Origin of the sequence: Nostoc sp. ChiVER01 (genome assembly GCF_034531155.1) — a bacterium.
Taxonomy (GTDB): Bacteria; Cyanobacteriota; Cyanobacteriia; order Cyanobacteriales; family Nostocaceae; genus Nostoc.
Window position 1 is genome coordinate 11,854 of the sequence record NZ_JAVRBS010000030.1, and the last position, 21,649, is coordinate 33,502.

Consider the following 21,649-nt stretch of genomic DNA (forward strand, 5'->3'; position numbering starts at 1 on the left):
GTGGTTCTACAGCTACTTTAGATTATTTGAACGCGTTTAAAAGAATTACTTAACAACAAGATTTGGAACAATAAAATGAATGTTGACTTTCTTTCTGAGTATCAGCTAATTCTTAATGAAGCATCTGAGTTTCATTTAGGGTATCCCTATAACTTAAAACACGATCATACATTTTTATTACCTTTTCTTAAATACTCAATTAATAACCTTGGAGGAGATTGCTTTACTAAATCGCATTATCGAATTGATTCCCGAGATTTTGAAAAAGAGGTGTTGCAATTTTTTGCAAATTTATACCACCTTCAAGATTGGTGGGGATACGTAACTACCAGTGGAACCGAAGGTAACTTATACGGAATACTCTTAGGGAGAGAAAACTATCCTAATGCTATTTTGTATGCATCAGATGCTTCACATTACTCTGTGACTAAAGCAGCTAGGTTTTTTAGAGTTCCGTATCGCAAGATTGGTGTACAAACACCTTCGGAAGAAATGGACTATAGTGATTTCTATAAGCAACTTGTACCTAATCTGCCTGCGATTATTTGCCTTAATCTAGGTACTACTTTTACAGGGGCAATAGACGATATTGAGCAGATTCTCAATGTTTTGGAGATGAAACAGGTCAGCCAATTCTATATTCATGTTGATGGCGCTTTAGGGGGAATGCTTCTTCCCTACTTGCGTTTGAACTGGATTGATTTCAACAGACCTATCAGTTCGCTGTCAATCTCAGGACATAAATTTATTGGTAGTCCTTTCCCTTGTGGCATTATTATTACTAAAAAACATTTGGTTGAAGCTCTCACATCTGATATCGAGTATATCGGCGCTCAGGATATGACGATTGGAGGTAGCCGCAACGGCCATACTTCACTTTGTTTATGGCATGAAATCTCCAAAAGGCGTTCAAACTTTGGATTAGAAGTAGCTGATTGTGTAGCCAAAGCAGAGCATTTGTATACACAACTAAAGTTAAGAGACTTCAATCCATTTCTCAACCCTTATTCAAATACAGTTGTCTTCAATAAACCCTCCGATAATCTGGTGAAAAAGTATCAACTCGCAGCTAGAGGAGATTATGCACATGCAATTATCATGCAAAATCACTACATTGAATTTCTAGATTATTTTGTTGAAGAACTTGTTACAGAAAATTTTGATTTGGCAAAAATAGGTAAAGAGTAAAGTAATTCGCCAGTAGTCAGAGTAGAATTAGCATACGATGCTGTTGGCAAAGTTGACTTTTTTCTAAATATTTATGAGAGCCTATATCCGCTAATTATAAAAAGTTATTTATCAAATAAATCTTTAGATAAACCGGAATTTATTATTGATTCGCGGATAATTCATCTTCAATAAAAGTCTGCCTTCAGAACAATTATGAGGTGGAAACTCTAGCTAATAAGGTTAACCAAAAAGCTTTGCATTGCCTATCATGCTCAAACAAGACAATACATCTGTAAGTCAATCTTCATACCCTCGCTTAACTAGAAGCCTAAATGCTGTTGAAAGCTGGGGCTTCGGTTTGACAGCTCATATTTCATGGGTAGCATTAGTTCCTGCAATTCATGCTGCTCTTGGTTCACAAGCTATTTTTGTTTGGATACCTGCTGTAATTGTCGGGATGCTGATTAACTATCAGGTCAAGCGTTTAGGAATGTATTCTATTAATGTGGCAGGAGGAACGCCCAACTATGTGAGCCATCTGCTCAAACGCTACCCTGGACTAGCTCGCTATGCTGCTATTGGATACCTTCTTAACTGGGTTTCTTACTTATCAGTTAATACTCTCGTTCTCACTGATTTAATTAGAGTGAATTTAGAATCACTAGGCATTGCCTGTCCTAAATTATTTTTAGACATTGCCTTTACGCTACTGCCGTTTGTAGTGGCGTTTAGTGGTACTCGTGCGCTGAGTATTTTGCATTTATTTTTTGCGATTCCAGCTTTTGGGCTACTAACTACCTTTTGTGTACAAGGTCTTGGCTGGTTAACTTTCTCTAGTGCTAGCCCTGGGTTTTTTCCTAACAGTTGGTCATCTTTGAGCTTTGTGGATTGGGCAAAGTGGTTCTTTTTCGTTTCCTACGCTACTTACAGTTGTGAAACGGCTTCTTCCTTTGTCGCAGATAGCCGTCATCCCAAGCAAACGCTGCGCTTTCTGGATATTGCTGCTTGGATGATGCCACTTATTTTTATCGGCGGGTCTTGGGTGATGATGCGGTTAGCAACAGCGCCAGGTCTGGATGATAATGCTTTTTTGAATCTTGTGGCGGCTTCTAAACCCTTTTGGGGAAGCTGGGCGCCAATTAACATCACCTTTCTATTGGTGTCTGCTTCTCTGTTAGGTTCTGCAACAGTAGTTTCTAATTGCCCTAGAATTTTGTATCAACTTGCCTTAGATAACCATATCTCACCAGTCTTTTCTGCTGTGTCACGTCGGGGCGTATTTGTGCCTGCTCTGAGCTTAACTTTGGTGCTTTGCTCCCTTTATCTGATTTGGGCAAATGTAACCCAAATTGTAGCAGTGGGAAATATCGGTTGGTTTGCCTCCTTTATGTTGTTGCATTTAGGGCTTTGGTTGGGGCGCAATCGTCCAGAAGTTTTGTTTCCCCGAATATCCTTGGGCATTCTGCTGTTAGAAATTGTGGTTTTATTGGTGGGGGGGATTGCTTGGGGTTGGATAAATTTTCTGATTGGTCTAGTGTTTCCAATTGGGATTATCGGAATTGATGCGCTAATCCGCCACGTTAACTTCCCGCCTTTTCATTTAAGTTGGTGGAGGCGACATTACCGCGCACGCTCTTCGGTAATTATTAAGGATTCTGTTATACTCCAGGTAAGCATCCTAATTATCTTAATATGCAGTGCAGTCACAACGGGCTGGTTATTTGGTGCTAACCTTAACACGGCGACAAAGGCTACAGATGAAAATCTATTCGTTGTGTTGTTGATGACAGCTGCATTTATAGGAGTAGCTATAGCCTGTTGGACAACCTTACCCCAAGTAGTAGCCATTACAGAGGCACGAGAAGCTGCCGAACACCTGTTTACTGTTGCCCAGGATGGTATTTTGGTCTTGGATGAGCAGGGTACTATCAGGCAGGCAAACCCAGCAACTGAATCTATTTTTGATATCAAACCATTTGAGTTACTAGGAAATCACCTCAGCAAATGGATATTTGGATTTCCTGACTATCCAGAGCAATGGACAAAGCGAAGTGAACACACTCTGTTCCACAAAGCTGGTGTCCAAACTTTGGAAATTTCTATTTCCGACCGACCGCATCAAGATTTTCAAGAATATGTCGTTATTCTCCACGACATTACTAAACGCAAACAAGCAGAGGAAAGATTACGACAATCACAAGCACAATTACAACAAGAAGCAAGGCTGCTGGCATCTCAATTAGTGCAGAGTGAAAAAATGTCTAGTTTGGGGCAGTTAGTGGCAGGTGTAGCTCACGAAATCAATAACCCCGTGAATTTTATCTATGGTAATTTAACCCCTGCCAATGAATACACCCAAGATTTACTTGAACTGCTGCAACTATACCAGCAATACTATCCTAACCCAGTAGCCCAAATCCAAAAGCAAGCACAAGCCATAGATATTGATTTCTTAATAGAAGACCTACCAAAGTTACTAACTTCTATGAGAATTGGTGCTGAAAGAATTACAGAAATTGTACAATCTTTACGTAATTTTTCCCGCCTAGATCAGGCAGAGATGAAGACGGTAAACATTCACGAGGGTATTGATAGTACCTTGATGCTTTTAGAGCATCGCCTCAAAGCTACAGCTAATTATCCAGCGATTAAACTCATCAAGGAATACAGCAATTTACCGTTGGTAGAATGTTACCCTGGACAACTCAATCAGGTGTTTATGAATATTCTTGCAAATGCAATCGATGCTTTAGAAGAATCGATAGTCAGTGAAAAAACTATTAATATTCCCCAGATTTGCATTTCTACTAGTTTTATTCCTGACCAGCAGTTAGTAGTTATTTCTATTGCTGATAATGGTTGTGGTATCCCGGAAAATATTCAAAAGCAACTATTTGACCCTTTTTTTACCACAAAACCAGTCGGGAAAGGCACAGGCTTAGGCTTATCTATTAGTTACCAAATAATTACTCAAAAACATGAGGGAACATTAGAATGTATTTCCTCTCTTAATAAAGGTACAGAATTTATAATTACAATTCCCCTAAGAGGCAGGGGGAGCAGGGGAGGCAGGGGAAGAGAAAATTTATAGGGATATTTCATTTGAATGGGTACTGGTTAAGGACACGCCATTACCGTGTACTTACGAGTATCTGTCTTATCTGAATTGGGCTATATTAAAGCTCACATAACTTCAGAAGTACTCACAATGAATCAGATACAACTGACTTTAAGTATTGTTTACCTGTTTATGACATGCTATTTTCTAGGCAATTGGTTAATATTTTCCTTACGTCATCCTACTTCTAATCCAGAATATAAATTTTTATCAGGTGTGATGTTTTTGGTAACAACTATCTTCTGGCCTCTAATGATTCCGATGTCTTGTTTAGAAATGCTTCAAAAAAAGCAAATAGACTTTAATAAAATGGTTCCTGTTCTTTTAGCAATATTTGTATTTAGCATTTCATATTATTTAACCGAATAAGTCATAATTAATCCTCACAATTTGTATATATATAAAGAGAAGCCGGAGGCTCATAGGTCAACTCTCCGACTTCTTTACACACCAGACTACCTTTACTTCTTAGGCAGTCTATTTATTTAACGGCGTCTGCTACCAAAACCAGTTGAGCGGCGGGGTGCTGAACTACGCCCACTACCAAAACTACTACCAGAATTGCGTCTGGGTGAAGTAGCTCTACCAGAAGGTCGTAAAGTACTACCACCGAAGCCAGAACCAGAAGGACGGTTATTACCTGTAGTGCTACGCGGTGTGTTACGTATAGTTGAATTTCCCGGATACGATCTTCTAATTGTTCCCGTACTACGGAATGCAGTGCGATTTCTCACAGCTGCGGGTGGAGCATTATAGCGACTTTGGTAGCTTTCAACTGCTTGGCCATAACTTCCGCCATATCCACCGAAGCCAGTTAATCCTCGACCTGATTGATAGACAGGCGGTACATAATATTGAGGTCTAAACAACATACTACCAATTGCCTGACCAGCCAAGCTACCAGCTACAGATCCAGCAAATGGTGCCCAGAAGCTATTTTCTCGACGGACTACAACTGTCTCTTGCTGTCCTGTTTGAGGATTGGTTTTATTCTCGGTAACGTTGTGGACATACTCAATTTTAAAGTCTTCTGTCAAATATAAAATTGGTTGGCCTTTATCTACCTTTAGATAGGTTTTTTTACCTTGTTTGATTTCATCATCAGTTAACCGTGCCATTTGCAAATTTTCGGTTGCAAAGGTTGGGGGATTATTGTTAAGTAAAAACAAGCTGTATTCACCAGTTGCATCGTCATAAGTAGCTTGTTGTATTTGATACTCTCCGTCACTCAGCTTTGTGTTAGTAGAGGTTTGACTAACGTTCCTACCTGGGGGATTAGCTTCGTTTCCTCCACCACAAGCAACAGTTGTCATACACAAACTCAGAGCTAAAAAAACGGCTGTAAATTTACGTACTATGGTCATGATCATTGGATTATTGTCCTATCTCTGAGCTTAACAATTTATCGATGCGAGTAGTAAGTACGGACTACCCAACATATTATAAAGGAATCAATTCTGGGTAATATTGCAACAATTGGTCGCTAGTGAGTTCATCGCCTAACTGTGCTGGCGAAAAATGTACTTGGATTGCTTGGAATTTATGTTTATAATGCAAATTTATCAATGCTTTCAAGCCTTCCTTGAGTGCTTGAATATTAGAAAGATCAGTTTCCAACTCTGGTACTTCTCCTTCATAAGCTGCTGTAATCATCACAATGATATTCTGGGTTACAGGTATAGATAAAGGTTCATTTGATCTATCAGAACTGTAACTTGGTTCACTGAGATATCTTTGGGCAGAGTCAGTAAATAATTCATTCACGTAATCTCCTGCCTCACCTTCATCAAAAAATACGTCACCTTCGTTAGCAGCAGAAAGCCAATATTCATCGTATTGGAGTAGGGTTTGGCTAATTTCTACCAATCCTTCTCCCAAAACTTCTAAATCGCCATCGGCATCGATCGCATCTCGTCCAACACTATTTAATACTCCTAAAATTGGGGCTACCTCGCCTCCCCCTAAGTGCAGAAATAGGCGTAAGACTACATAGCGAGTTCGACCGATCATTTTATTAAAGGTATCGCGCATTCTTTCCTCCAAATTTTATTTTCTCATTACTTATAAGTTTAATAATTAATGAGCAATATAGTGAAATCCTTTGACAAAATCTATAACCATATTTAACGAAGGCAATATATATTTTGTTGCTTCATTAGATGTATCATTATAAGCTGAAGCATTCAGAACAGAGCGATTAATAAATCTTTTTCCAAACTGGGGATTGTCCTGAGCAATTAAAGTCTGGGCGCTAGAATTGGTTAAAACTATTTGGGTTGGTGCTTTACAAAAATTTAACTTCGCAGCTACTTCGAGATTTTTTTTCATCTGTTTAATTGTTGTAGCCTGACTCATTGCTTGCTCTATAAGAATATTTAATTCTTTTACGATATGGGGTGATTTTAGCGATTTTAAATTTTGGTTTGCAATAATTTCATTGTTAATCATTTCTACCATCCTGGAAATATTCTTTTGGGTAGATACCGCATCTAGAAAGGGAAGAATCGCAATGTAAGCAGTGGGGAATAATGCTTCGTCCCTATCTACATGAAATGTAAAAACAGTTCGACGAGGCCCACTTTCCATGCTTGGGGGTTGTTTCAGCGCCCGGTATTCCTGAGCAATTTGATAATAAGCGCCAGCAAGAGCAAAATTGGCTTCGTGTTCTATGGCTGCATCAACAATAATTCGGATTGTTGGCGGTGTTTCGTTAAAAAAATCTCGTGAATCTTGGGAATGGAAGTTTTGAATAATGGAGCGATCGCCTGCCGGGCTAAGATCAACCCATTCACAAATCATGCTTTCGGTTTTTAAACCAAACCTAGAGGTAGCATAAAGCTTTGCCCCAGTTAAAGTTGATCCTGTTAAGTCAGCACCAATCCATTCCGCCCTGATTAATTTTGCCTGAGTTAAATCGGCGTGGATGAAAATTGTATTCGTTAAATTGGCATTGCTTAAATCTGCGCCAATTAAAGTAGCCCCGCTCAATTTTGCGCCGCTCAAATCTGCCCATCGGAGATTTGCACCGCTTAAATCTGCCCACCGGAGGTTCGCCCCGCTCAAATCTGATCCGCTCAAGTTAGTATGTCTGAGATTCGCTTGTCTGAGTTCGGCATCTCGCAAATTTGCGCCGCTAATGTCACAACGACTGAGATCACTGGCATTTAAGTTAGCCATCTCCAAGTTGGCTCCCGTCAAGGAAGCGCCTTTTAATAGGGCTTCACTCAAGTTAGCGTGGCGGAGATTAGCTAGGCGGAGTGTCGCCTCTCGCAGATCGGCACTGGTGAGGTTAGCCTCCAACAGATCGGCGCGACTGAGATCAGCACGAACTAATTCGGCGCGGATCAATGAGGTTCCTTTAAGTTGAGCGCGACTAAGATCCGCTCGAATCAGATTAGCGACGTTGAGACTGGCATTATTTAAGATGGCGCTAGATAAATTTGCGCCACTGAGTCTTGCTACATTTAGCTTGGCATTGCTCAAGTTAGCTTCACTCAGATTCGCGCCGCTCAGGTTGACTATACTCAAATTGGCATCGCTAAGATTTATGCTACTGAGTTTCGCCCCACTCAGGTTAGCTTCCGAGAGGTCAACACCATTAAAGTTTAAGACTCCTGCCGCGTATTGTTCCAGTAATTCCTCTACAGTCATTGATGCTACCCCTTGGATGCCAACTTTAATAGTTGGTATCATAAAAAACGAAATGTCAAAATCAAAAATGAATATTGGGATTTTAGGACTGGGATTGATAGGCGGATCTTTGGGTTTTGATTTGCGATCGCAAGGACATCATATCTTAGGAGTTAGTCGCCGTGAATCCACTTGTCAAAAGGCAGTTGCTCTCGGCAGTGTTGATCAAGCATCCGTTGATCTGAGCCTATTGGCAGCCGCAGAGGTTGTATTTATTTGTACACCTCTAGGGCTTATTGTGCCCCAATTTAAGGAAATGATCGCTCATTTGTCTGCTTCTTGCGTTGTAACTGATGTGGGTTCAGCGAAAGCACAGATAGTCAAGGCAATTTCTCCCCTTTGGGATAATTTTATCGGCGGTCATCCAATGGCGGGAAGGACAGACAGTGGCATAGAAGCTGCACAGCGAGATTTATTTGTTGATAAACCTTATGTACTAACACCGATAGCTACAACCAAAACTAGTGCAATTACGGCTGTAGAGGAAATTGTGCGATCGCTTGGGGCTAAAATTTACTATTGTCAACCTGAGCAACATGACCGCGCTGTTAGTTGGATTTCTCATTTACCTGTAATGGTCAGTTCTTCGTTGATTGCTGCTTGTTTGAGTGAAACTGACCCCGATGTTTTGGAATTAGCCCAAAAGTTAGCAAGTTCAGGTTTTCGGGATACCAGCCGTGTGGGTGGTGGGAATCCAGAGTTGGGTGTGATGATGGCCCGGTATAATCGTCAGGCATTGCTACGATCGTTGCAACAGTATCGTCATAATCTCGATGAGTTGACTAACTTAATTGAGCAAGAAAATTGGGCAGCTTTAGAGCAAAAGTTGAAATCAACAGGAAAGGCACGACCTGATTTTGTTGATTAGTTTTAGGGTGCGTTACATTATTTACAACGCACCCAATACTGCGTAGGTTTTGCCTAAAAAAGCACGTTTTATAGTCACAAAACCGATGTACTATACAGATAAATTTACAAAAATCAACAATGGTAGAACGCCCAATTAAGAAATCGGAACGTCAGGTCCAAGCGAGCACTGACAACAATTCCGAAAATACGGATTCTATACCTTCTATTGAATCCAACCCCAAAAGCTCAAAACCGAGCCGTAACCGCTCATCCGACAAGGGGAAAAAAGCATCTTATGGAGAAGAAAACAGGCAGCAGGGAAATCCTGCCCTAGCACGCGGGCCAAAACCTGTTAAACCTCCAGTCAAAGTCCAAACAGAAGAACTTGAAGCCGAATCGGAACCTACTTCTGAGGAATCTCAAGACTAATATTACAAGTGTTACGTGTGATGTGGGAAGCTATCAGTGTATGAAGACTGGGATTTCTGGCTTGAAGGCAGTTATCATACCCCACATCATCATTGGTTTATTTTTATGTTGAATGTTTTTGATTAAACTTTAGCATTGGTGGATAAAGTCAATCAATTTCTGTAACTAGCCATTGCCACTCAGTGACTACAGTGTTAGATATATTGAGAACCAATTGCTGTCCACTAGAAAGTGGTACATAGAGTTTGAGCGCATCAGTTGTTGGCAGTTTCGGTAAGATATCAGTTAAGTTATATTCGCCTACATTAAGGACGGGTGCATTTAGAGTATATGCATCCGATGCATTCAGCAATCTTCCTGCTGTTGTCTCAATCAACAATGGTTGGGGGTGATCAATTTCAACAACACCCGGAAAAGCAACCAAGCGCAATCGCAACTCTTTTACCGGACTATTGTAATTCTGTTTGAACAGTAGGACTTGCCAAGCATATCCTTTTTCATCTTTGATAGATACTTGGGAGTGGTAGTGTAAGACACCAGGAGAATCATGGTGTTGACGCAGCAGTGCTTGTGCTGACTGCATACTCCATCCACATCCAGTTAATGCCAGAAACACAACTAGGGCACAACACCAAAAATATTGTTGGAATTTTCGCTTCATCTGATACATTTTACAGCACAATTTAGGAGCAGATATAAGGACGCTTCCTGCTCCCTGCTCCCCTGCCCTAAAAGCAATGGGATGTTTTTTTATTTATCAGTCCCTTAGCTGGTGTATGCAAAGTTTTAGCCTCTTTTGTTAACTTACGGACTAGCATTTCTCTTGGTTACGGTTATACTGCCTTTATTGGTCAATTAAATCCACTAGGTATTATTGTATCTAGGTTACTAGTGTTACTTTGGTACGTAGGCGGTCAATTAGTGCAAATTAAATTGAGACTTTCTTTAGCTTTAGCTGGGATGTTTCAAGCTATTTTATTGTTTTAGCAAGATATATATTAATTTAAAACCGAGTACGAGTGGTGTAACAGGGAATTAGGGAATAAAAAGTGGGGGGAGCAGAAAAAGCAGGGGAGAGTAACTCTTGACTAATGACCAATGACCAATAACTAATGACTAATATTTAAGGAGATTTAATGTGTCTAATCGGAAATTATCGCTGTTACTAAAGGTACTAACTATTATATTGGCTGTTGGTGTAAGTAGTGTAAGTATTAGTCTGCTTGTAGGCATAACTAGACTTGACCAACTATTGGGAGTTCAAAAGCCAAAAAGCGAGACTGCTAAAACGAGTTTAGATAGGGCAATGGGTGCATCTGCTCAGTCTCCCACCCCAGCCACAGTCCAGATAAATGAAGTGCCAAAGCCTTTTGAGGGAACAATCATTTATCAAGCGAAACTAAAAGCAAATGAGAAAGTCATAGCTTTGACTTTTGATGATGGCCCTAGCCCCAAAAATACGGCACAGATTTTAGAAATTTTGAAGAAAAATAATATTAAGGCGACATTCTTCATGGTTGGGCAAATGGTGAAATATTTTCCCCAAGTTGCCAAGCAAGTCGCTGCTGATGGTCATGTAATTGGTAATCATACATGGCATCATTGGTATTTTCAAATGGATGGAGCCACAGCATCTAGTGAAATTGATCGTACAGCAGACATCATCTACAAGACGACAGGAGAGAAAACGACTCTATTTCGTCCCCCCGGCGGCTTTCTGAATAATGGACTAGCCCAATACGCCAAAAACGAGAAGTACGCTGTCATGATGTGGTCAGAACAGTCGGGAGACGCTGAACGTCGTTCGCCTCAAGTGCCAATGCTGGTCAAAAATGTGCTGAAACAGGCAAAACCAGGTGCGATTGTACTGTTGCATGATGGAGGCGGCAATCGTTCCAAATCTGTCAAAGCTTTACCAGAGATGATCGCAGGTTTGAAGTCCCAAGGCTATCGATTTGTGACGATTCCCCAATTGCTAGAAATGCAAGCCAAAGAAGAAAGTGCGGTAACAGCATCATCTGTTACCACAAATCATGAACATCCAAATCATCAGTGATAGGCTAGGGCTGGTTACACCTCTAATTTTGCTAGCAATATTGGTCTGTCTCATTAATTTTGTTGGGTTCGTAGTAAGCACTTCAGTGCTTAAAAATCTAGGACTAAAGTCCTTACTACAAACTTGTTCACTTAACCCATTGCAAATAATATATTTGCTGAGTTAATTAAAGTTCAGTATGGTGGCAGTGGTTCTTTCTCTGAAAAAATCTAAAAATATTTCAATTGACGGTACATAATATCTGAGCGTAAAACGTACTTTCGTCCTTGGATAATAGGAGCGCCTTCATGTACTAGGTCATGGACAAAACACAAAACCATACCTGTTGCTGGAATCACAGCGATATTAGGTAAATCTTCATAGTATCGGCGAGAAAGATGAAAAAGGGTATCACCGCCTTCAAAACCTTCATTAAGGTAAATCATGAAAGTCAATAGACTTTCCTCACCATTAGGTCGCCGATAAGAACCATCATGATGAAGCGCAAATCTCTGACCTGGGTCATAGCGATAGAAACGAAAACGCTCATTCAGTCCAATGGCTTGCCATCTGCCAATAGTACTGGGTATATAACTTGATACACGCTGCCATAAATCAAAAGCCCGTTCTTGGTCATCTAAAATTACACGCTGATTATTGCGAATGTCAGGACGTATTTCAAAACCTCGAATGGTATTAATAGGAGCATCTGTATAACCAATGTTTTCGGTTAACGTAATATACTCAGCACATTCTTTTGGTGAAAGAATATTGTCTAACGTGAAAATTTCGTTGCCAAGCAAGTTTCTCTTGGTCATGGTTGAGCTGATTAAAATTTAAGTTTTCTGATAGTGTAAACTAACCATTTGTATTGGAAAGCACAATTAGTTTCCATAATCTATTTTCAAACTATAACCCCAGCATTACCGAGATATCCTTCTACAGTTGTTTAATCCGTTTCAAATCTTTACATACAATCTAAAAGATTTCATAATGCGACACCTCATAAGCTCCAGCCCTACGATCGCAAGCACACGCGATCGCAGGGTTTTTTATGTTGAATGCTTTTACCCCACATTCCGCACTTCACTTTGTAATATTGTAACCATACAAAGATTTTCCTAATGATACTTGAATAGCAATGTCTACGACGGGCTATGACGCTCGAGCGTAAGAGCGTGCCCTAGGCAAAACTCGCTATCGGCATCGCTAAAGGTCTATATTGCCAGAAGGACATTGAATAAATATTCTGAATCGAGAATTAAGGCAATGGAAACCCTCAACAAAGCCTGCAACAGTATATTAGGTTTATATTAAGAATATATCTATTAATTTTATGCTCAATCCTAAAAAGCTACCATTTCTAGAGTCTATTGGTTGGCAACTAAAAAATGTATATCAAATGAGTGAGAAAGAAATTGTTCAATTGTATCAACGCAATTGGCATCATAAAACTACTTTCAACAATTTAAAACCAGAAGAAAAGGATTTTATTCATTATTTAGCAAAAAAGTATAACTCTTGGATATTACCGGATTTTGAAATGTTTCATCTCGCTCATCACAATAATATACTTAAAATCCTTAATACTTTCAATCCAGAAGTTTTCAAAAAAGCTTCTGCATACTTTGGCGGTGGTACACTCTTGACATTAGAGTATGATGAATACAGGCTAAGTAAAGATATTGATTTTCTCTTCCCTTATGGAACTGAAAATTACAGATATTTAAGAAATTTGATTTACGATAAAGGAATTGTAGCATTATTTCAAAGTACAACAGATATCGAATTAGGTGACGCTACAATAAATCAATATGGTGTTCGTTTCGCTGCTGTAGTCAATGAAACAACTATTAAAGTAGAAATTGTAGCCAATGGTATTTTTACTTTAGATCCTCCTGTTTATCCGGAATGGACAAAAATTCCTTGTTTAAGTATAAGCGATAGATTTACATCAAAACTAATGGCTAATGCTGACCGATGGAACGATTCAAGTACACAATCTAGAGATTTGATTGACTTAGCAATATTGCGTGTAAATAACGAAATACCCGCATGTGCGATCGCTAAAGCTGAAGAAAGCTACGAAGTAAAAAAGCCATTAGTTAAAGCCATCACTAATTTTACTGAAAAAGAAAGGTATAGAGATAAATGTTTTCAGGAGTTAAACATACCTGAAGAAAAATTTCCAATAATAATGGATGGAATAAATAGGCTTCTTGTTGATTGTGAATCTATGAATTAAAGTAACTTAAAATGCAGTCATCACTACCAAAAGAGTATTCACTGAATTCGCCATCGCGTAAGGGTGTTTGACAACATACCCCAACAAAGAACAACCTAGAAGATGGCAATAATTATTCTCAAAATTAGACTTGTTGACTCTGGAACGGAAGTAATTATGAATGATTTAGCGATCCGTCGTTGTGCTGCAAGTTTGGGAATTCCGGCTGCACGTTCAGTTTACCCCGGCACTACGAAAGTTGAACTGTATTTATCTAAAATCTAGTTTCATACTCAACAAAGAATTGATTTTCATCTCCTAAATTAGTTGAGCCTCGCATCAAAATTTCATCATTGAGTCGATAAAGCACGTTATAACGGAAAGACTCATCTGTAGATAAAGGCCGTGATAAAGAGGCAGAGAAATTTCTATTGATGTCAAAGACACCCTCTGCTGATAAATTCAGAACTGAAGCTGTTGTTTTTTCATTACTAGTGGTTGGGGTGGGAAATATCCGAAATTCGCTGAAACCAACAGCCTGTCCGATCGCAGTAATAGTTCCTTGCAAACCACCTAAAATAGTAGAACTAGCAAAATTAGTCAGCCCTTGGCCTGCATCTGCTTTTTGACCAAAAGAATTGAGAATCGAGCCACCCAATAAAGCAACTATTTCTCCTTTACTACGGCTAGGTTCACTCGTCAACTCTAGATTGTCACCCAATTTACTAGCTGGGCCGTTGACCCTGGCTTGAACGGTAACGGTACGTAAAGTCCCGAAGTTACTAGCAGAAACATCGCTAACTTCAGCAGACAATGGTGATTCCAAAGTTTGACTGTTCCTTGCTGATGTTTCCGGTACAATTGCGGTAAGTCGGACATCCAAAGTAGGGTCAAGTCCTTGACTTGGACTAAACCGCGCAGTTTGTTCGTAGCCTTTCGCCAAGGTAAACTCAGTGGAAAATAAGCTGATTCGTCCTCCTGTCAAACGAATCACTCCTTCAGGAAGGGGCTTGGCTAATGTACCATTAATCGTCAAGTCACCTTTGGCGTCAAAGCTCAATAGCGGCTGACTGAATGCGGCTCCTCCTGGTATAAAGTCGAATGGTGACTGAGTGGTAACACGAATATTTTTATCTAAATTTAACCTTAAATCTGCAAACTGTACAGGTAAATTGGGTGGAGTTACTGCACTAGCCTTAGTATCTGCTGTAGTCACTGAGGTAGCATTACTCTCTGCTGTAGGTGTGAGATTACTAGCAGCATTATTCTCTGCTGTAGGTGGGAGATTAACTTTAACCTCTTCTCTATTTATGGTGTTAGCGTTAGTTTGAGCTGTAGCTGCTGATTTTGTCTTAGCAGTAGTATTTCCAATAATTACCTGACCATCACTTAGCTGAATATCTCCACCAATTACAGGTTTTAGTGCTGTTCCGCGAATTACAACATCGCCGCCTACACCGCCTTGATACAGTCCCGGAAGCTTAAAATTGAGTTTGTCTGCTATTGATACTGTCAGGGGATTCGTTAGGGCTTGCTGAGGCTCAAGAATTGGTAGGATACCTGATGCATTTATTTGACCTTTATTGTAAGTGCCTTGAATACCTTGGACATTTACTGTATTGCCATTAAATTGCGCTGTCCCGGTGACATTCGTTAGGGGTTCAGATAGGGCTTCAGCTCGAAAAGTTGCATTATTTAGTGTGGCATTTCCGTTAATAATTGGTTCGTTTAAAGTACCGCGAACGTTTAAATCTACTTGTCCTTGACCGTCTACCCAAGCAACTTGATTGTTGGTAAACACATTTAACAGTGCCAATCCTTCATTATTCACGCTAGCGTTGATGCTGATTTGATTGCTATCTGGTTGCACTTTGGCAGAAGGCAAAGCAGCAGGTATGCTACCTGTAATTGCAACTGGTTGGGTTCCAGTTACTAACAAGGTACTGTCAAAATTTAAGCGAGCATTGTTGTAGTCAAAGTTTACTTGTCCTGTTTGCACAGGTTGCTTGTTGAGAGTCGCATTAGCTAGTGCCACTTTCCCTTGAACTCTCGGATCTTGTACACTACCTCCCAAGGTCGCATCAGCATTGACATTACCAGTTATATCTATCGGGTATTTTTCTATAAAAGGTTGTAAAAGCGATAGAGGTAGACTTGCTACATTCAACTTTCCAGATAGTTGCTCAGTTCCTAACTGTCCGGTAAAAGCCACCAGTCCTTGATTTATCCCAACACTCAACGGCGAAAGTGTGACAACACCATCAGCAAAATTGCCTTGAGCAACGACTTGATTAATGGAGTATTCACCCCATTGCCAATTAGCACCTTGGAAATTAAAGCCGACATTTAACCCAGATTTTAAAGAGCCATTAGCTGTAATTCCTCCGCTCAAAACACCCGTTAATTCTGCAAGGGTGGGTAAAGATACGTCTTTTTTGGCTTCCTGTTGCTGCTGTTTTGCTACGGATGTTGCAATATTTGAGAAATACGCTAACTGTGTTTTCAAGTCTGCATTGGGCAAACTGACAGGCTGGGTATCAAGTACTTCTGCTCCAGCCAACTTCGGAGGCTGCAACCCGGTATTAAGGTCTTTAAAATCAAAGATATTAAACGCTTGTAATAGTCTCTCAACTCTAGCTTGGTCTAAATTAGCTTGGAATTGAAATTGCGGATCATTCCCTGTTTTTACATTTCCACTCAGGGCGATGTTGCTATCTGCAATCCGTAATTGACCATTAGTCAAGCTAGCAGTACCATCAGCATAATTGATGCTGCCGCGAAATTCGTCTGCTGCAACTCTGGCAACACGAGGCCCTAAGATCGCAACGTCTCCCGCAATGGCATAATTATTCAGATTAACAACTAAATTCCCCGATAGTTGCCCCGCCAAAGGTTTCAATTGATTGTTCGGTAAAAAACCCCCAACCAAAGCTATAGGAAACTGTTGAGCGTTGATGATTAAGTTCTCTCCCTCAGTTCTACCTGTAGTAACTGCATCATCTCGCTTGACTAAAAATGAAGTCGGACGATAATCTGCACCTAAGTTAAGGGCAATCCTATCTTGCTTCCCGGCTAATCGCAGACTTGCCCCTTGTCCGCCTTGAAAATTCACTTTTCCAGTTAAAAGTGGGTCAAACTTCAAGTTACTTACATTGAAATTCCGCAGCCGGATATTACCATTAGCTTGCGGTACATCTGGGGTACCTGTAACTTGCCCATTAAAATCAAGTAACCCCGCTAATGCTACGTCTCCAGGAACTTGAAAGCCTGTATTTTTTAAGTTGAAATTCTGCGCCAATACATTTAAATTAAATCCGGCAATCTGGGGTGCGCCATTTGGTGGAGACTGAATAGCGATCGCACCATTAGCAGTCACTCCTTGGGTACCTGCATTCTCAATGATAATCTGCTGCCCATTCCACTGAAATTGTGCAGTCAGTGGTTTTGCCAGCTGCGCTACTCCTTGGGGAAGGCTGATTTGTCCACCAGCGCGAATATCTGCAAGCTGAAAAGATTTTGTTGTGCCTGCTAACTGAATATTGCTATTAAGTCGTCCTCGTAGTTGTGGTGAGAACCGATTGAGTTGAATTTGGGAAGCGTTGACAACTCCTTGCCAGCGTTCTTGTGCAAGTTGACCACTAGCTCTGATTGTCCCACCTGCGACGTTCACTACAGCATCCGGGAAAAAGATACTCTGTCCTTGTTTGGTAACAACAACTCGTCCGCTAGTGGGATAGGTAGCTTTCGGTGCTTGCACCCGCGCCACTGTTTGCAGATTATTTAAAGTACCAGAAATATTAGCATTTGCTGATACATTCCCAATGGTGATGGAGGGTGAAGAGTTGTATGCTTTTGCGATCGCATCTCCTGGTAAATTTTGTGCTTGGACATTCAACGCCACCCTACCTTGGGGTGCAAGCTGAAGTCGACCGCTAGCTGTGACTTGTCCTCCCACCTCTGGATTTGCTTGAACGCTAGCAACATTTACGTTTAATGGGCTACCTAGAGAACCAGTAACTTTGGCGTTAGCAGATATACCACCAACATTAAGCGGGGTTGAGATACCGTAACCTTGAGCGATCGCATTTCCTGGTAAACCTTGAGCTTGAATACCTAAAGCGACTTCACCTTGAGGCGCTAGTTGAACTTGACCACTGGCGGTAATTTTCCCCCCGGTTGGCGGCGTTACTTGAACACTGGAAACATCAAGTCTCAATGGTTGTTTGCCAAGTGAACCAGTAACTTCTGCTTTTGCTGAAATATTGCCAACTGCGATCGGTAGAGTAACGCCATAGTTACGCGCTAGTATATCCCCGGATACACCATCAACTTGAGCATTAAAGATTACATTATCTTTGGCTCCGATATTTGCTTGACCGCCTCCTGTGATTTGACCACCTGCTGCGGGGACTATTTTCAGATTGGAGACAGCAATTTGAGAAGCAGTTTGAGATGCATTCAATCGGAAGTCAGTATTGACGGCTGTGAAGAGAAGGCGGTCAATTTGAATAGGTTTTGTGTTGCTTAATGTACCGTTAACGACTGGTTTCTGTAGTGCGCCGCCTACCTTAATATTTGCTTGAATTTCGCCACTAGCTGGGACTGACGATTTTACATTCAGCGTATCTAAAATATTTTTTGCGCTAACTGGTTTTATTTGAGCAGAGAGATTAAAACCTGTTTGGGTATTAATTGTTCCATTAGCCACAATAGGAACTTTGCCAAAGTTCGTATTCAGATTTTCTAAAGAGACTGTCTGACCTTGAAATAGAAATCTGCCATTAAAATTAGAAACTTGCTGAGGAATCTTAGGAATTTTAGCAACGATTTGATTAGCTGTAGCTGTTCCTGTAACGGCTGTTTCTGACAGTTTCGGTGGAATCTGAACCCCTAAGTCAGCTTCTATTTGCCCTGCTTGCAAAGCAATTGGCAACTCAATTAATCGACTTATATCAGATGCTTGTATAGTTTGTGCTTGCAGCTTGAGGTTAGTTTGTTGAGCTTTTGTTTGTGTTTCGCCAGAGATTTTAACTGCGCCTCCCCTAGCAAGTTGACCATTAATGTCATAATCAATTCGTTGATTTTGATCAAAAAATCGGGCAATACCACCAAATTGATTTAATATTACTGACCCTTTCGGTCTAGTTGCCCCGGAAGCTGGCGATAACTCTACATTTCCATCTTGAATTTGAAGTATCTCCAAGTCAGTTTGAATAGCACCTTTTCCTTCCCCAGCCTTGACTTGGGCTGTAACCCAACGACCATCCTGATCCTGTTGGATGTAAACATTGGGTTGGATTAACGTGACATTTAATGCTAGTTTTCGGGTAAGGATGAGTTGTAAGGGCGAGAACTGCACATCTAAGGCTTTTGCTACTACCTGATCTGGATCAGTGGAAGTTGCTGGTATTGATAGAGAGCTAAATCTTAGACTATTTATTGAAAAACGTTCAACCTTCCCTACTTTTACTGGTCGCCCAAGCAATTGTTCGAGATTTTGCTGTACTAATGGCGCTAAATCTTTATATATATAGCTTCTAGCCCACCAAGCACCGACTGCAATTCCAACCAGGAAAACTACACCGAGAGCCAAACTGGTACGTCCTAAGAGGAGGAGCCATAAACGACGATTAGGTGGTTTCTGGTTATTTTCTGATTTTGGAGAGTGCGTCATCATCGTTACAATACTTTTATCTGGAATAAGCCAAGAGACAGGCCAGAACCGCAAGGCTAAAGTTAAAAGTCAAAAGCCTTTAATTTTGAGCTTTATGGCTGTAATAAACAGTCTGTGTTAGTAGCAGTTGTATCAGCCAGTCACAAGCAATATATTGAATATCAACATATTACCCGAATTAGTTTTTCTCGCCTTTCAATTTGGAGATTTAATCTAGAGTATGGTACTTAATTAGCACTTCCTCAATCTGAGCAGTAATTAAAGCTATTTTCTGCTTCACCTTTTGAAAGTCTATAGTCATCCAAATAGTTGTCTGACAAATGCTGCCTCCTTTCTGTTAGGCAAAGTAGATGATTAGTATGTTTTTTCTCACAATATATATATTGCCAACAACTATCTTTTGTACGAATAATTAATATCTTAAGATAGATTTTATTTGTTTAAAGATTATTTTTCAGAGTTTAGACAAGAAAACATTGAATATTAAACTACTCCGTGAGAACTCTTGTATATACTGCGATGGTTATAAAATTCAAGTTTGTATAATCTTACCAAGTAGTGATGACTTTATTATCGTTTTGTGTTTAGGTAAAATCCCCGTTACAAGACGTAATTGCGTTAGCGTTAGCGAAGCGGTAGCGATAGCGCAGCGTTAGTGAGGAACGAACGTCGGAACGAGCGTCCGTAGGAGCATCATTGCGAATTGGTTTAACCTTTTCCTCCGGTAAAGGTGACGCTTTGAATAAAGTAACGATTAAAAAAAGCGTAAATGCCTAAAGCTGGCAGAGTGAAGACCATAGAAGCCGCCATAATGTAATTCCAATAGCTGATATATTGAGCTTTGAAGGTGTTCAGCCCCAAAGGAAGGGTAAACATTTCTGGGTCAAATAGGATAACTATAGGCAGTAAAAAATTATTCCAACTGCCCATGAACACAAAAACTGCCTGTGCTGCTAATGCTGGTTTTGCTAAAGGTAAGACAATATGCCGGAAAATTCCAAAAGTATTTAAGCCATCGAGTTGAGCTGCTTCTTCTAGTTCTTTAGGAAAATTAACGAAAAACTGCCGCATCATGAAGATAAAAGTGGCATTAACCATGCTGGGCACAATCATGCCTTGGTAAGAATTCAGCCAGCCGATCGCTTTTAAAATCAAAAATGTGGGAATTAGGGTGATTTGCGTTGGGACTGCTAGTATTGCCAAGATTAGAAAGAACCAAAAGCGCTTACCCACAAAACGCAGTCTTGCCAAGGCATAACCAGCCATTGAATTTAACAACAAATTTAAAAGCGTGACGCTGATGGCAATCACTACACTGTTGAACAACCAGCGCCAAAATAGCGGTTCTTGGAGAAAGATTTGCCTGTAGTTGTCAAAAGTAAAATTCTTGGGGAGAAAGTTGGATTCACCACTGACAATCTCTGATAGCGGCTTAAATGATGCTGAAAGTGCCCAGAGAAAAGGAATTAAAGTAATGATCGCATAGAGTATCAGCAAGACGTATAACAAGACTTTGAGCCAGGATAAGCCAGAGATGTTAGTCAAATCCGTTCACCTCCAAAAAGTCGTCGCTGAATTAAAGTGATGGTAATGATCACTGCTGCTAATAAAAATGCGATCGCAGCTGCATATCCCATTTGTAAATTCCGAAACACAGCTTGGTAAATTAGCAGCACCACAGTTAAAGTAGCGTTGTTTGGCCCACCAGTACCACCAGAAAAGATGTAAGACTGGTCAAAAAGTTGAAAAGTGCCAATTACCCCCACTGCTACCACAAAGAAGGTTATAGGTTTCAGTAAGGGAAGAGTAATGTAGACAAATTGCTGCCACCCATTAGCACCATCAAGTTCCGCCGCCTCATAAAGTGTTTGGGGTATATCCTGCAACGCCGCTAGATAAATCACCATGAAAAAGGGCGCAGTTGACCAAATGTTCATGATCATAATCCCTTTGAGCGCAACTTCTGGATTACCCAACCAGTTATAAGTGGGTAGCCCTGCAAAAGCGAGAAAATCGTTTAGTAGCCCATCAGTGTTATAAATCCACATGAAGATGAGCGTCAGCACTGCTGAAGAAGTGACTGTGGGTAAAAAGTAGAGGATACGCCACCAGTTTTTACCATGAATCCCTGAATTTAGAGTTACTGCCAGAATTAAAGCTAGGACAGTTTGAGTTGGCACAACAATGGCGACATATTCTGCTGTGTTTCTCAAAGCAATCCCAACTCTTTCATCTTCAAATAATCGCGTGAAGTTCCGAAAACCGATGAACTCGTACTCAATACCGCCAAGTAGTTGAACTTTTTGCAGGGAAAGAAAAACGGCTAAGAGAATGGGTAAGACTACAAAAGTCGCTAAAACTAGGATAGTGGGCATCATGAACAGATACCCAGCTAAATTTTCTGTGATATTCCACCTGAGGTTTCTGCGCCGCCTGTTAATTTCAAACACTACTGAACCT

General features: G+C 40.5%; 15 protein-coding genes. 7 read left to right on the plus strand and 8 right to left on the minus strand.

The window, feature by feature from the left end; genetic code table 11:
* Window positions 1–75 precede the first annotated feature (75 nt).
* On the plus strand, window positions 76–1,188 hold the full coding sequence (locus tag RMY00_RS28875) for a histidine decarboxylase (RefSeq protein WP_322650822.1): 1,113 nt from the start codon (window positions 76–78) through the stop codon (window positions 1,186–1,188).
* A 250-nt stretch (window positions 1,189–1,438) separates the two neighbouring features.
* A complete protein-coding gene (locus RMY00_RS28880; protein ID WP_322650823.1) occupies window positions 1,439–4,261 on the plus strand; it encodes an ATP-binding protein in 2,823 nt (940 codons plus the stop codon).
* Between the two features lie 512 nt (window positions 4,262–4,773).
* Here the strand turns inward: RMY00_RS28880 and RMY00_RS28885 are convergent.
* From RMY00_RS28885 to RMY00_RS28895, 3 genes are all read right to left on the minus strand, one after another.
* The gene (locus RMY00_RS28885; protein WP_322650824.1) at window positions 4,774–5,658 is read right to left on the minus strand and encodes a hypothetical protein; all 885 of its coding nucleotides are present in this window, start codon (window positions 5,656–5,658) and stop codon (window positions 4,774–4,776) included.
* 70 nt (window positions 5,659–5,728) lie between these two features.
* Window positions 5,729–6,319 (minus strand): DUF1517 domain-containing protein, encoded by a 591-nt coding sequence (locus RMY00_RS28890; protein WP_322650825.1) that lies wholly within the window; start codon window positions 6,317–6,319, stop codon window positions 5,729–5,731.
* Between the two features lie 45 nt (window positions 6,320–6,364).
* On the minus strand, window positions 6,365–7,939 hold the full coding sequence (locus tag RMY00_RS28895) for a pentapeptide repeat-containing protein (RefSeq protein WP_322650878.1): 1,575 nt from the start codon (window positions 7,937–7,939) through the stop codon (window positions 6,365–6,367).
* Between the two features lie 67 nt (window positions 7,940–8,006).
* Here RMY00_RS28895 and RMY00_RS28900 point away from each other — a divergent pair, with 67 nt between their 5' ends.
* Window positions 8,007–8,846: a prephenate/arogenate dehydrogenase gene (locus RMY00_RS28900; protein WP_322650879.1), complete on the plus strand. Its 840-nt coding sequence runs from the start codon at window positions 8,007–8,009 to the stop codon at window positions 8,844–8,846.
* A 119-nt stretch (window positions 8,847–8,965) separates the two neighbouring features.
* Window positions 8,966–9,256: a hypothetical protein gene (locus RMY00_RS28905; RefSeq protein WP_322650826.1), complete on the plus strand. Its 291-nt coding sequence runs from the start codon at window positions 8,966–8,968 to the stop codon at window positions 9,254–9,256.
* 148 nt (window positions 9,257–9,404) lie between these two features.
* On the opposite strand, the gene RMY00_RS28910 is transcribed toward RMY00_RS28905, so the two are convergent.
* Window positions 9,405–9,917: a DUF3122 domain-containing protein gene (locus RMY00_RS28910; RefSeq protein ID WP_322650827.1), complete on the minus strand. Its 513-nt coding sequence runs from the start codon at window positions 9,915–9,917 to the stop codon at window positions 9,405–9,407.
* Window positions 9,918–10,394: 477 nt separating this feature from the next.
* Here RMY00_RS28910 and RMY00_RS28915 point away from each other — a divergent pair, with 477 nt between their 5' ends.
* Entirely contained in the window at window positions 10,395–11,312 is a 918-nt protein-coding gene (locus RMY00_RS28915; protein WP_322650828.1) for a polysaccharide deacetylase family protein, read from the plus strand.
* A 209-nt stretch (window positions 11,313–11,521) separates the two neighbouring features.
* On the opposite strand, the gene RMY00_RS28920 is transcribed toward RMY00_RS28915, so the two are convergent.
* The gene (locus RMY00_RS28920) at window positions 11,522–12,109 is read right to left on the minus strand and encodes a 2OG-Fe(II) oxygenase (protein ID WP_322650829.1); all 588 of its coding nucleotides are present in this window, start codon (window positions 12,107–12,109) and stop codon (window positions 11,522–11,524) included.
* A 518-nt stretch (window positions 12,110–12,627) separates the two neighbouring features.
* Here RMY00_RS28920 and RMY00_RS28925 point away from each other — a divergent pair.
* Together RMY00_RS28925 and RMY00_RS28930 are read left to right on the plus strand one after the other, a co-directional pair.
* Window positions 12,628–13,536, plus strand: coding sequence for a nucleotidyl transferase AbiEii/AbiGii toxin family protein (locus RMY00_RS28925; RefSeq protein WP_322650830.1), 909 nt, complete (start codon window positions 12,628–12,630; stop codon window positions 13,534–13,536).
* Between the two features lie 102 nt (window positions 13,537–13,638).
* Complete coding sequence (locus RMY00_RS28930; protein WP_322650831.1) at window positions 13,639–13,800, plus strand: hypothetical protein; 162 nt, start codon at window positions 13,639–13,641, stop codon at window positions 13,798–13,800.
* On the opposite strand, the gene RMY00_RS28935 is transcribed toward RMY00_RS28930, so the two are convergent.
* From RMY00_RS28935 to RMY00_RS28945, 3 genes are all read right to left on the minus strand, one after another.
* The gene (locus RMY00_RS28935) at window positions 13,790–19,192 is read right to left on the minus strand and encodes a translocation/assembly module TamB domain-containing protein (RefSeq protein WP_416212111.1); all 5,403 of its coding nucleotides are present in this window, start codon (window positions 19,190–19,192) and stop codon (window positions 13,790–13,792) included. The two genes, RMY00_RS28930 and RMY00_RS28935, sit on opposite strands and share 11 nt — an antisense overlap.
* 705 nt (window positions 19,193–19,897) lie before the next feature.
* Window positions 19,898–20,734 carry a carbohydrate ABC transporter permease gene (locus RMY00_RS28940; RefSeq protein ID WP_322650832.1) on the minus strand — a complete coding sequence of 279 codons (837 nt, stop codon included), beginning with the start codon at window positions 20,732–20,734 and terminating at the stop codon, window positions 19,898–19,900.
* Window positions 20,731–21,639, minus strand: a complete 909-nt coding sequence (locus tag RMY00_RS28945) for a sugar ABC transporter permease (protein ID WP_322650833.1) — start codon at window positions 21,637–21,639, stop codon at window positions 20,731–20,733. The genes RMY00_RS28940 and RMY00_RS28945 overlap by 4 nt, the downstream gene beginning before the upstream one ends.
* Between the last annotated feature and the right edge of the window lie 10 nt (window positions 21,640–21,649).